Origin of the sequence: Peptacetobacter hiranonis (genome assembly GCF_008151785.1) — a bacterium.
Taxonomy (GTDB): domain Bacteria; phylum Bacillota; class Clostridia; order Peptostreptococcales; family Peptostreptococcaceae; genus Peptacetobacter; species Peptacetobacter hiranonis.
In genome coordinates, this window is sequence record NZ_CP036523.1 from 2,062,094 (window position 1) to 2,074,515 (window position 12,422).

The window sequence follows — 12,422 nt, forward strand, 5'->3', positions numbered from 1 at the left end:
TTTTTGGAATTATAATTGATTCTACTTATTATCATTTAATTTTTTAATATTTAAAGGGGGATTATTTTAAATTATGGATCTTAAACAACTTGAGGTGTTTGTAGCTGTTGTAAAGCACCAGAGCTTCTCTAAAGCATCAAGAGAACTATTCCTTACACAGCCTACAGTTAGTGCACACATCCAAAACTTAGAAAACGAATTAGAAACTGTTTTGGTAAATAGAAGCAACAAAACTATAACTCTTACAGAGTCAGGTAAAATTCTTTATGAACATGCAATATATATACTAAATAATTGCAAAAAAGCTATATATGACATAAAAGAATACTCAGGAAAAATAGAAGGACTTATAGATATTGCATGTAGTTCTATCCCAGAAACATATCTTTTACCAGGATTTATGAAGAGCTTTTCTAATACATACCCAGATGTAAAATTTAGTATAAGTCATTACGACTCACGGTTTGCTATATCTGAAATACTAGATGAAAGAATCAGCTTCGGATTTGTAGGTTCTAAGATAAGCAATCCACAGATAAAATATGTAAATCTTATAGACGATAATCTAGTACTTATTACACCACCAGATTTAGAAATAGAAAACGAAAACGGTGAAATAGATGTATCAGCTTTATACGACTTCAACTTCATAATGAGAAAAGAAGGTTCTGGTACTAGGGATTTAATATTTAAGACTCTTAAAAAGGCTGGTTTCTCTACAGCTAAACTAAATATCTTAGCTCATGTAGAATCAAACGAGTCTATAAAAGAAATGGTTAGACAGGGATTAGGTGTATCATTCATATCTCGGATTTCTGCTGAAGAATACATAAACTCTGGAAAACTAAAAAGCTACAAAATAAAAGGAATAGACTTTGCTCGTAAATTCTATTTCATATACTCTAAAAAGAAAACATTCACTCCACTAGAAAACAAATTCTTAAACGAACTATGTGAATACTTCGGATTAGACCATAAATAAAGAAAAAGAAGAGGAACTATTGCAAAATTGCAGTAGTCCCTCTTTTATTAGTTTTCTTTTATTTCACACATACTACAGTTTTTACCTGGTTTTCTTCCAGTTCTTTCTTCAAATTCCTGTGGAGATACAACTTCTATGCAGTCTAATCTCTGTTTGAATCCTTTTTTGAATTCCTGTAAGTATATTTTTCTTAATTTTTCTCTTTCTTTTGTTTCTGCTGGAGTAAGTCCTTCAGCTTTGTTTTTCTTTGCTAATTCATTTATTCTGTTTATTAATTTCTGATCTATCATTTTATCTTCTCCTTTTCTATTCAAATTTATATATTATAAAGCTACCTCTTCTATTAAATCATTTTTGTTCAATTATATCAATCGCTTAATCAATATACTCAAAGTTTATTCTAATAGAATAGTCTATTATCCATTATAGCTTCATTTTCACCATTATTCTTCAAAAATTCTTCTACACTTCTTCCTATTATCTCTATACCCTTTTCTATGTTTTCAACACTTTCTCTGGCAATATTTATTCTAAAGAACCTATCATCAATTACATTGTCATAGAAATATGTACCTGGCAATACAGATACTCCCTTTTTATATATAAAATCTGTAAATTCTCTCGATTTACATCCTCTAGGAAGCTCACAGAAAAAGTTTATTCCTCCAGAGCAGTTTCTAACTCTTATTCTTCCTTTAAAGAATTTTTTAATGCATTCCTTAGCAACTCTATATTTTTCATCGTATATCTTATCCATCTTTTCTATATGCTTATCCCAATCAAACTCCTCCATATAGCAAAGTAAAGAGCTTTGTATAAGCCCAGGAGTTGATATATCTGAAGAGTATTTTGCCCAAAGTATATTTTTCATAAGCTCTGGTGGTATATCTATTACCCCTATTCTAAGACCCGGCATAAATATTTTTGAAAAACTTTTTATGTATATTACTCGGTTGTTTTCATCGTAACTTTTTAAAGGTCTATTATCCTCTGAATCAAATTTAAAATCACTTATAAAATCATCTTCTAATATATAGAAGTCATATTCCTCTGCAAGTTCTAGTAGTTTTTTCTTTTTATAGCTAGAATATGAAATTCCTGTAGGATTTTGGAAATTAGGCATGACATACATAAGTTTAGGCTTTATTTTATCCAATTTAAGCTTTAATATTCCTATATCAATTCCATCATCTAGCATAGGTATTGATATTATCTTTGCACCTCTACTCTTGAACACCTCTATAGCACCATTGTATGTAGGCTCCTCTACAAATACAATATCAGAATAATTTATAATCCCCTTACATACAATATCGATTCCCTGCTGTGCTCCAGATATAATCTGCAAATCATCTTTAGCAGCATTTATTCCATTTTTTATTAAATACTTTGAAATTCTATCTCTTAGTCCTTCATTTCCTAGTCCTTCATCATATTCAAATATTGATCCTTCACTTTTAGATAGAGCACTGTTTACAGCTTTTTTAAAATCCTCAACTGGAAACATTTCATTGGATGGATTACCATTGTCAAATTGAATAATATTCTTATTTTTCTTATCATCCTTAGCTCTATATTTTTTTATTTCAGATGCAAATGTTCCACTTCCGACAATTTTGTAAACATATCCTTCTTTTTCAAGAAGCTCATATACCTTTACAATAGTGGTATTATTTACACCTATATATTCAGATAACTTCCTAATGGGCGGCAATTTTTCATGTTCTTTTATTTTGCCGTCTATTATCATATTTTTTATATGAGTGTATATCCGTATATATTTTCTCCCCTGTATATCTTCTATATTTAAATAGTATTTTTCCATAATATACCATCCTATTTAAAGTTTATTTATTATACAATAAAAAGCGCTGACTAAGCAGCGCTTTTTATCAGTCCCGAAACACCGTCGGTATTGTAAATTCATACCCGAGATACTCCCAGGTGGGTGATCTGTTAGTTGCTTTTTAAAGTCCTTGATAAAATCAAGGCATATCATACTCACAATCAAACTCAATCTCCCGAATTTAATTTGTCGGTTGAATTTAGAAGTAACCTTCTCGAATGTCTCAGGATTTCTTACCATTATTATATAATAATTGTTCAAATTTTTAAAGAGAAAATCAAAAATCCATAAAATTTATTTTTTTATTACACTTTCTCTTTCTTCTATTCTATGAGGAAGTTCTACTTTCTTTTCCTCTATTTCTTCTCCATTTATCATCTTTATAACCATTCTTATAGCAACAGCTCCCATATCATATAATGGCTGATGAACTGTTGTAAGTTTTGGTCTGTACATTCTCGCTATTTTAACATCGTTAAATCCTGCTACAGATATATCATTTGGAACACTGAATCCTTTATCAAATACAGCATTCATGGCTCCAACTGCAGCTTCATCTCCTGTAACAAATACAGCATCTGGAACTATTCCTTTTTCTAATATATCCTTAGTAGACTCATATCCACTATTATAATCTACTCCACCATATCTAACTAATTCTTCGTTAAATTCAATTCCATTTTCTGCTAATGCACTCTTATATCCATCTAATCTTTCTTTTTCTAGTCTTGTATCCCCTGCACTAGTCATTACGAAAGCTATTTTTTTATGTCCCTGTGATATTAAGTGATTTGTCATATCGTAAGTTGCTTTTTCATTGTTTACACTTACTGTTGGAACATCGTAATCTCTAGCTGTTTTACTGATATATGTTGTTGGTATTCCACAATTTTCTATATAGTCTATATGTTCTTTTGCTAAATCCCAACTTATCATTACCATACCTTCTATCTGTTTAGCTCTCAGAAGATTTATACTTCTCATTTCCTCATTTTTATCTGAGTAAGTATTTGAAAGAAGAATATCGTAATTGTACATTCTCGCTATTTCTTCTATCCCATTAAGAATTTCATTTACAAATGAGTCAGATACCTCTGGAACAACAACTCCTATTAACTGACTTTTTTTAGTTACTAAGCTTCTAGCTAGCGGATTTGGTACATACCCTGTTTCTTCTATAATAAAATGGAACCTATAGAATGGACACTTGTAAAAAGGTGTTTCATCTATAGGTTCTTTTTTTGTATAATTTTAATATAGAGGTGAGTAATTTATGAGTAAAAAACAATTTAGTAAAGAAGAAACATTAGAGCTATCAAAAAATCCATTTGTAAAGAATGTAAGCTGTAAATCAATAACATATACAAATGAATTTAAAATACATTTCATAACAGAATACAATAAGGGAAAAAATCCAACACAGATATTTAAAGAAGCAGGTTTTGACACTAACATCATAGGTGCAAAACGTATTAAATGCGCTAGCGAGCGATGGAGAAAGTCATATAAAGAAAATGGTATTTTGGGACTAGATGATTCTAGAGTTAATAATTCTGGAAGACCAAGAAAAAGAAAATTAACAGATAAAGAGATAATAGATAAGAAGGATGCTGAAATAGCATATCTTAAAGCAGAGCTAGAACTAGTAAAAAAGCTAGACTTCGAAGAAAGGCAGGTGATGAATAATAAGCTACCTTCGGTGAAAATATTCAAATTAATTAATGATGTAATAAATAAATATTGTTTAAAAAAAATGATAAAACATCTATGTATTGTTGCAGGAGTATCTAGATCTGGATTTTATAACTATTTAAAAAACAAGAATGTAATAAGCAAACAAGAAGAAAAGGATTTAGAAGCAAAAGAAATAATTCTTAAAGCATATAAGTTCAGAGGATACAAAAAAGGTTCTCGTTCAATAAAAATGATTTTAAAAAGTAAATTTAATATAATATTTAACAGAAAAAAAATTCAAAGAATAATGAAAAAATATGGAATTAAATGTCCTATTCGCGAGTCAAATCCAGCTAAACGTATGGGAAAAGCAAGAAAAGAACATCACACAGTTCCTAATAAATTGAATAGAGAATTTAAACAAGGTATACCAGGAAAAGTACTTTTAACTGATATTACGTATATGCCGTACGGCAATGGGAAAACAGCATATTTATCAACTGTAAAAGATTCTTCTACGAATGAAATTTTATCGTATCATTTATCGAAGAATTTAAAAATGGATATTGTTATTTCAACTATTAACAATCTCATGTTATCAAATTCAGACAAATTACATAAAGATGCATTTATTCATTCTGATCAAGGAGTTCATTATACAAGTACTATTTTTCAGAACTTGTTAAAAAAATATAATTTAGGTCAATCTATGTCTAGAAAAGGTAATTGTTGGGACAATGCTCCGCAGGAGTCATTCTTTGGTCATATGAAAGATGAAATAGATTATAAAAGTTGCAATACATTTGAAGAGTTAAAAAGTTTAATAGATGATTATATGGATTATTATAATAATGATCGTTGTCAGTGGAATTTAAAACAGCTGACTCCTATTCAATATAGAAGTCAGCTGCTTGCTGCTTAAGACTTTTTTATATATGTCCTTGACATAGGGACCATTTTATAACATCAAGAACTTTTTTCTTTATCTCATCTGTTACAGGTTTAGAATTGTTTATTACTCTAGAAACTGTAGATATAGAAACGCCAGCTTTTTTGGCTACGTCTTTGATTGTAACTGTATTTTTCATGTTTTTTCCTCCTTTTAGTTTATTAAATTTTTGTTTTTATATAATACACCCCTAATTAACATTGATACCCAAGTGTTAACACTTCGAATTATTCTTTTTAAAATAAATATGGTAAGGTTTTTTGTCTATATATATTAAAGCACATATACAACAAAATTACTATAAAAATTATATTTCTTAATCAATTTTTTAATTGACAAGCAGTCACCTAAATTTATATTATCTATTATATCAAATATGTATTGAAATTTGTACTGTAATATATTAAACTACAATTAAAATAAGACTAACAAATTATTAGGAGGAAAACTATGTTTGAAAGAATAAAAGAAATAATAGCAGAACAGTTAGGACTTGATGATTTAGAAGATATAACAATGGACTCATCTCTTATAGACGACCTTGAAGCAGATTCATTAGATGCTGTTGAAATAATAATGGCTCTTGAAGATGAATACGACATAGAAATTCCTGATGAAGAAGCAGAAAGCTTCAAATCAATAGGAGATATCTGCAGATACATAGAAGACAATCAGTAATTAAGCAAACAAAAAGAGATGCAAGTTTTTGCATCTCTTTTTTATTACTTATTTTTCTTCAAAGAAATTAACATTTTTTATTACTATATCTATAGTTCCATCTTCATTTTTCTTTATACTGTATTTCATTGGATCTTCAAAATCTGTCAAATTACCCTTTATTTCAAATCCATTATCAGTTTTTATATTTCTCTTTTTAAGTTTCTTTTCTACCCATTTTTTATCTATAGAGAACGATTCATCTATTCCTTTTTCTTCCATTAGCTCTTTAAAGCCTTCTTTTAAATCCTCGTCTTTTATTGCTCTTTCTGCAAATTCAGCTACATCAACCTGCTGTTGCTCCTTTAAAGTATAATTTAAAATACTTCTAGCATCCTCAGCCTGTTTTATATCATTTGCAAGTGCATTTGTTATCCAGTTATCTGCAGATGTTTTAAACACCTTAGTCTTGTATTTATCGTCGTCTATTTTCTCACCGTTTATAAATTCTCCTATAAACTTAGAAGGTATCCCACTCTTTTCTGAATCTTTATCTAAAGCTCTAAACTGATATTCGTCGTTCATACCATTCACACCTATAAGTGCAGCTTGTTTTATTCTCTGAGTTTCCTGTATTCCAACTTCATTAGACACAATCTGTATATTGAATTTTTCATCTACAAATTCTATAGAATGAGTATAAAGTTTTTTATAATCTATTTTTATTATTGCAACATTTTTTTCTTCCTTTACTGTATAAAGGCATACTGCTAAGTCACAAGATTCTAAGTCGCTGTTCACTTTCATAACATCAAATAAATACGCAGCTATTTCCTTTGAATTTTCTACAAATGTACTTTCATCATATATAATCTGCTCACAACATTTTCTAATTGTATTTTCAGTGTAATTTTTAAAAACAGCCTTTCTTAAATCGTCATCTCTAGTTACTCTTTTTATCATCTTCTGGAAAAATCCTTCAACCTCCTGATTGACTTTTCCTTCAAAATCATTAAGAATAGGCACATCACTATTTTTATCTAGTACGTGTACAATAAATTTATGTATAATCAATGTATTATTCCTCCATTTTTAGTTTTTTTATAAGTTCTTTCATATCATCTGGTATCTCAGCTTTAAACTCTAAATCTTCCCTAGTTCTAGGTTGTTTAAACTTAAGGCTATATGCATGAAGAGCCTGTCTTTTTATAAGATTTTCATCTACATATCCATATAGCTCATCTCCAATAATTCCATATCCTAAATGAGCTAAATGCACTCTTATCTGATGCGTTCTTCCTGTTTCAAGTTTTAATTCTACAACAGTTGCATCATCTAATCTTTCAATAACACTATAATGAGTAATAGATCTCTGCCCTCTTTCATCTACAACTCTTTTTATAGAATCATCAGTAGGTCTGTATATAGGAGCATCTATAGTACCTTTATCTTCCTTCATAACTCCTTTTACAACTGCTATATACTTCTTCTCAACTAGATTTTCACTCATATCAGTAGATAGCACATGGTGAGCATAAGCATTTTTTGCAACTATAACCAAGCCAGATGTATTCATATCCAGTCTATTAACAAATCTGACCTTTACTTTTTCATCTTTTTTTATTATAAAGTCTGTAACACCGTTGGCAACAGTTCCATCAAAATGGCTCTTTGTCGGGTGTACAACCATATACGGTGGCTTATCGACCATTATAATATCAAAATCATCGTAAAGTATCCCCATCTCAAGATTTTGTGGCTCGAAGTTTGCCATATCTTCATTTATTTCTACTTCTATTAAATCGCCCTTTTTAACATCTAATGTCGGTTTTCTATACTCTCCATTAACATTTACTGTTCTTTCTCTTTTCATTTTTGAAATAGATCTCACAGAAAATCCTAACTTATCGAGTAAAATTTCCTTTAATACACCATCTTCCTCAGCTGTATACGACATAAGATTGTACTTCTGTAGTTCTTTTTTAAACAAATTTATACCTATCCTTTCTAAGTTTATAACTGTGTTTAATTAGTTTTCTTCATTCCATCCTTTACAAACATCAACCCATTTTACAAAGTTTGAAGAATATTTTTCTAGTTCGTCATTAGTAAGCTCTATTGCAGAATTTCCACTTCCAGCTGCTGGAAATACTGTGTCAAATCTTTTTAAAGATTCATCAAGATATACTTTTACATTTTCATTTTCCAATGCAAATGGACACACTCCACCTACCATATGTCCTGTAAATTCAACCGCTTCTTCAGCAGAAAGCATTCTAGCTTTACAAGAAAACTCATGTCTGAATTTTTTATTGTCTATTTTTGTGTCCCCTGCTGCAACAACTATTATCGCTTCCCCATCTTCTTTTCCTCTAAAAGATAGTGTTTTAGCAACTCTAGCTGGTATTATTCCAACTGTTTCAGCTGCTAGTTCTACAGTGGCACTAGACTCATCAAATTCCATAACATCATTTTCTCTTCCAAATTGTTCCATATGTTTTCTTACTTTCTCGATTGACATAACTAAACACTTCCTTTTTTATCTATAATCATAATATTAACTAAATGTTGACCTTTTAGCTAAGAGCTTTTATACTCCAAATACCCTTGTTCTGCTCTACAGGTATTTTTAAAAATTTAAATATTGGTATTTCCTCAGCAAAATTACCTTCATATTCCATCTTTGTAGAATCAAGTGCAAAGTACTTTTTATTTAATTCCAATCCTTTTGGAACAATAAATTCTATATATCCATCTCCATTTGGCTCTATACCATCTAGCATTAAATTTGAATTAAGCTTATTAGCACTATCTAAAGCTAAATAAAGCTTTGAGCTATTTATATATTCTCCATCTTCATTTTTTATATTATTTTCAAATTTCATTCTTGCCTTAGTTAAAAGGTATGTAAATTTACTATTATTATAAATTTTAAATCTTATTTTAGTACCTTCTTTAACAGTTTTTCTAGATTCAAACTCTACTATAACCTCATTTACATTTCTCGCTTCATAGTCCTTTTTATCGACCATATCACCATATGTAAATCTTACCAAAAATCCAGATACCAAACAGAAAATCAAAATAATAGATGATACCTTCATAAATTTATTCATATTATCAACCCACTCTTTTTATATTTTTATTTAATATATCTATTTTTCTTCATAGCTTTTAAAGATACTCCCATAGATATAATAAATATAATAATACAAGCTACTCCCACAGTAACAATATTTATACTATCTACATTTATCTTAGATACAATTCCTCTAAAAATTTGGTTAAATGCATGTATTGTTTCATATCTTGATGTATTCATAGCTACTAGAACTCCTGTATTAGCAACCCGATATATTTTTTCAGATAAAGCATTTAAAAACGCTCCAAATATTGTAAATATCGCTATTGCAAGTATACTTGCTGCTATTTTTATTTTTTCATATCCATATCTAAAGAACAGCGGCATAGTTATAGATAAAACGATTAAATTTATATTCATGGCAAATACAAAATCATAAAATACAGTTCTTCTAAACATGGATATAGATAATATATCGTGTATAAATAATGTAAGTATCGTAATTACAATAGATGTAGCTGCTCCTATAAGATATCTTGAGTATACAATATCATCCAAATCTATAGGTATACTTCTTATAAATTTATCTGAATTATTATCGTAATCAGATGAAAATACACCTATCATTATTAAATATGTTATTATAACTGGTGTTGCATAGTATGAGATATCATTACAAAATAGATACATTAAGATAAATATAAGTATATATTTTATTACATTAAATCTCTCAGACTTTACACATACTATAAGATCTTTTTTTATAAGATTAAGCATTAACTCCACCGCCTTCCTGATAATAATGTATTAAATCTTCTATATCAGGATTTTTTATCTTATGATAATCTGCACTTCTAAGAAGAGCTCTTATTTCCTCACTTTCTCCTATATTTACAAGTGCTTCACTATATCTCTTGTAGTGGTCTATTCCTATTATATTATCCTTCATAAGAGATAATGTTTCTGAGTCAGATCTAATTACTCTAAAATCTCTTACTATATCTTTCTTTTTAAGATTAAATAGTATTTTTCCTTTTTCTAAATATACTATGTGGTCATAAATCTCCTCTAATTCAGATACGTTGTGAGTAGATATTACAACACTTCCATTTTCTTTTTTTATATAGTCTTTAAAAATTCTTATAAGCTCTTTTCTTACAGATTTTTCTAGTCCATATATAGGCTCATCTAGTATAAGTAATTTTGCATGATGACTAAGCGCTGTGCTTATCATTACCTTTTCACACTGTCCTTTTGATAAATTTTTTATCTTTTCTTCAGGGTCTAAGTTAAAGTTATCAAAATACATATCATATACTTCTTCATCAAAATTCTTATAAAACATAGATACTATTTTTTTATAATCTCTCAATTTTAAATTTGGATAAAAGCTTAGATTATCATAAACAAAACCTATATCATTTTTATATCCAACTGGATCTTTTTCTACATTATTTCCATTTAATTCTATTTTTCCCGAACTAGGCTTATAAAGCCCCATTATTAAATTTATAATACTAGTTTTTCCTGAGCCATTATCTCCAATTATTCCCATAATCTTTCCTGGCTCAAGTCTTATATTTATATTATTCAGTGAAAAATTTTCAAATGTTTTTGAAACTCCTTCTATATTTAACAAGTAATCACCTCATATAATAATAGTTATTTTTGTAATGTATGGCTATTCTTTAATTATATCACGTAATCGATGTATATTGAAATGTATATAAAACTTGAAATGTATATACTTGTTAAAAATTATGCTATAATACATATTGTAAAGAGGTGAACTTATGAAAAAAAGGCTAATAACTATTAATTCTAATGACCTACCAAAATCGGTAGAAACAAAAAATTTATTTAAAAAGAAACTTAAAGAAGCAGGCTTTGAAGTTTCTGAGGAATTTTCTGATGATACAGAGCTTGTTGTCTGTGTTGGTGGAGATGGATCTTTTTTAAAAACTGTTAGAGATTTTGATTACCCTGAAGTTCCTATTGTCGGTATAAATACTGGGCATCTAGGATTTTTCCCAGAGATAGTGCCCGATAAAATAGATGAATTTATAGAAAGTTATTTAAATGAAAATTATATGATTCAAGAAGTTCCATTACTTCGGGCAATGATTTGTACTCATAAAAGTTGTGTAAACTTCTTTGCTCTAAATGATGTAACTATCCGAGGTGATAAGTCTAGAACTGTTCATTTAAAACTTCTTGTAAACGGGAAAAAAGTAGAAAACTTCAGTGGTGACGGCATGATTATCTGCTCTCAGACAGGATCTACAGCATATACGTATTCGGCTGGTGGAAGTATTATAGACTGTAATATAGATGCTATACAGCTTACTCCTCTTTCACCTATAAATACAAATGCATATAGAAGTTTTACATCTAGTATAATATTCTCAAAAGATACTGAAATAAGCATTAGACCAGAATATCGATTTGAAGATTCTATACTTATAGTAATCGATGGTGTTGAGCTTAGATTTAAACAGATTACCGATATAAATATCTGTACATCAGATGTTAAACTAAAATTATTGAGACTTTCAGACTATGAGTTCTGGGATAGAGTTTCAACAAAATTCTTATAGAATATTATTCTATCAAAAAAATTAATTTATTGGAGGGAATTTAAATGAAAATAGGAATACTTAGTGATACTCATGGAAGTTCGCTTTATTTTAATAAAGCAATGGACGTACTAGGAGAATGTGATTTATATCTTCACGCTGGAGATATACTTTATCATGGTCCTAGAAATGATTTACCTGAAGGATACAATCCAAAGGCACTTACAGAGTCATTAAATGACATGGATTCTATAATATTTGCAAAAGGTAACTGTGAAGCTGATGTAGACCAGATGGTATTAAATCATCCAATTCAAGGACCTTATGCACTAGTTCAGCTTGATGAATTTAGATTTGTTGTAAACCATGGATATGTTGGAGCAAAAGATGAGATAATCGCAAATGCTAAAAAAATGGGGGCAGACTTCCTTATACTAGGACATACTCATGTTAAAGAGCTTTCTTTTGACGATACTCTTATTATAATAAACCCAGGAAGTACTTCTATACCTAAAGATGGAAGTAGATCTGTTGCAATAGTTGAAATAAACCCTGATGAAGATAATGATCATGAATTAAATATAGACATAAACTTCTACGATATAGATACTGGAGAAATAATAGAAGAATTATAAAAAGAAAAGGGCTGATTGCAA

At 29.2% G+C, this 12,422-nt stretch carries 14 protein-coding genes, 1 other RNA gene and 1 pseudogene; 5 read left to right on the top strand and 11 right to left on the bottom strand.

Going from position 1 to position 12,422, the window contains the following annotated elements; genetic code table 11:
- Positions 1-73 precede the first annotated feature (73 nt).
- Entirely contained in the window at positions 74-982 is a 909-nt protein-coding gene (locus KGNDJEFE_RS09640) for a selenium metabolism-associated LysR family transcriptional regulator (protein ID WP_006440802.1), read from the top strand.
- 47 nt (positions 983-1,029) lie between these two features.
- Here the strand turns inward: KGNDJEFE_RS09640 and KGNDJEFE_RS09645 are convergent, their stop codons facing one another.
- The 4 genes from KGNDJEFE_RS09645 to KGNDJEFE_RS09660 all read right to left on the bottom strand — a co-directional run bounded on the left by KGNDJEFE_RS09645 (position 1,030) and on the right by KGNDJEFE_RS09660 (position 4,058).
- Positions 1,030-1,272: a DUF896 domain-containing protein gene (locus KGNDJEFE_RS09645; protein ID WP_040410663.1), complete on the bottom strand. Its 243-nt coding sequence runs from the start codon at positions 1,270-1,272 to the stop codon at positions 1,030-1,032.
- Between the two features lie 110 nt (positions 1,273-1,382).
- Positions 1,383-2,807, bottom strand: coding sequence for a MocR-like pyridoxine biosynthesis transcription factor PdxR (gene pdxR, locus KGNDJEFE_RS09650; RefSeq protein ID WP_006440800.1), 1,425 nt, complete (start codon positions 2,805-2,807; stop codon positions 1,383-1,385).
- Positions 2,808-2,873: 66 nt separating this feature from the next.
- Positions 2,874-3,061: non-coding RNA, 6S RNA (ssrS, locus tag KGNDJEFE_RS09655), on the bottom strand.
- Positions 3,062-3,122: 61 nt separating this feature from the next.
- Entirely contained in the window at positions 3,123-4,058 is a 936-nt protein-coding gene (locus KGNDJEFE_RS09660; RefSeq protein WP_320055084.1) for a LacI family DNA-binding transcriptional regulator, read from the bottom strand.
- 43 nt (positions 4,059-4,101) lie between these two features.
- Here KGNDJEFE_RS09660 and KGNDJEFE_RS09665 point away from each other — a divergent pair, with 43 nt between their 5' ends.
- A complete protein-coding gene (locus tag KGNDJEFE_RS09665; RefSeq protein WP_148881763.1) occupies positions 4,102-5,424 on the top strand; it encodes an IS3 family transposase in 1,323 nt (440 codons plus the stop codon).
- 34 nt (positions 5,425-5,458) lie between these two features.
- Here KGNDJEFE_RS09665 and KGNDJEFE_RS09670 read toward each other — a convergent pair.
- Positions 5,459-5,590: pseudogene (locus tag KGNDJEFE_RS09670) on the bottom strand (LacI family DNA-binding transcriptional regulator); the annotation flags it as partial.
- A 311-nt stretch (positions 5,591-5,901) separates the two neighbouring features.
- Between KGNDJEFE_RS09670 and acpP the strand changes: the two are divergent.
- Positions 5,902-6,129: an acyl carrier protein gene (gene acpP / locus KGNDJEFE_RS09675; RefSeq protein ID WP_006440798.1), complete on the top strand. Its 228-nt coding sequence runs from the start codon at positions 5,902-5,904 to the stop codon at positions 6,127-6,129.
- Between the two features lie 48 nt (positions 6,130-6,177).
- Here the strand turns inward: acpP and KGNDJEFE_RS09680 are convergent, their stop codons facing one another.
- Genes KGNDJEFE_RS09680 through KGNDJEFE_RS09705 form a run of 6 tightly spaced genes read right to left on the bottom strand, consistent with a single transcriptional unit; the run spans position 6,178 to position 10,829 of the window.
- On the bottom strand, positions 6,178-7,182 hold the full coding sequence (locus KGNDJEFE_RS09680) for a nucleoid-associated protein (protein WP_006440797.1): 1,005 nt from the start codon (positions 7,180-7,182) through the stop codon (positions 6,178-6,180).
- Positions 7,183-7,186: 4 nt separating this feature from the next.
- The gene (locus tag KGNDJEFE_RS09685) at positions 7,187-8,098 is read right to left on the bottom strand and encodes an RluA family pseudouridine synthase (RefSeq protein WP_006440796.1); all 912 of its coding nucleotides are present in this window, start codon (positions 8,096-8,098) and stop codon (positions 7,187-7,189) included.
- 39 nt (positions 8,099-8,137) lie between these two features.
- The gene (locus KGNDJEFE_RS09690) at positions 8,138-8,629 is read right to left on the bottom strand and encodes a YbaK/EbsC family protein (protein ID WP_006440795.1); all 492 of its coding nucleotides are present in this window, start codon (positions 8,627-8,629) and stop codon (positions 8,138-8,140) included.
- Positions 8,630-8,684: 55 nt separating this feature from the next.
- Positions 8,685-9,224 carry a hypothetical protein gene (locus tag KGNDJEFE_RS09695; protein WP_006440794.1) on the bottom strand — a complete coding sequence of 180 codons (540 nt, stop codon included), beginning with the start codon at positions 9,222-9,224 and terminating at the stop codon, positions 8,685-8,687.
- Positions 9,225-9,250: 26 nt separating this feature from the next.
- Positions 9,251-9,967, bottom strand: a complete 717-nt coding sequence (locus tag KGNDJEFE_RS09700; protein ID WP_006440793.1) for an ABC-2 transporter permease — start codon at positions 9,965-9,967, stop codon at positions 9,251-9,253.
- Positions 9,960-10,829 (bottom strand): ABC transporter ATP-binding protein, encoded by an 870-nt coding sequence (locus tag KGNDJEFE_RS09705; protein WP_006440792.1) that lies wholly within the window; start codon positions 10,827-10,829, stop codon positions 9,960-9,962. Before KGNDJEFE_RS09705 ends, KGNDJEFE_RS09700 begins: the two co-directional genes overlap by 8 nt.
- A 154-nt stretch (positions 10,830-10,983) precedes the next feature.
- On the opposite strand from KGNDJEFE_RS09705, the gene KGNDJEFE_RS09710 reads away from it, so the two are divergent.
- Positions 10,984-11,787: an NAD(+)/NADH kinase gene (locus KGNDJEFE_RS09710; RefSeq protein ID WP_006440791.1), complete on the top strand. Its 804-nt coding sequence runs from the start codon at positions 10,984-10,986 to the stop codon at positions 11,785-11,787.
- 44 nt (positions 11,788-11,831) lie between these two features.
- The gene (yfcE, locus tag KGNDJEFE_RS09715; RefSeq protein ID WP_006440790.1) at positions 11,832-12,401 is read left to right on the top strand and encodes a phosphodiesterase; all 570 of its coding nucleotides are present in this window, start codon (positions 11,832-11,834) and stop codon (positions 12,399-12,401) included.
- The last annotated feature ends 21 nt before the right edge of the window (positions 12,402-12,422 follow it).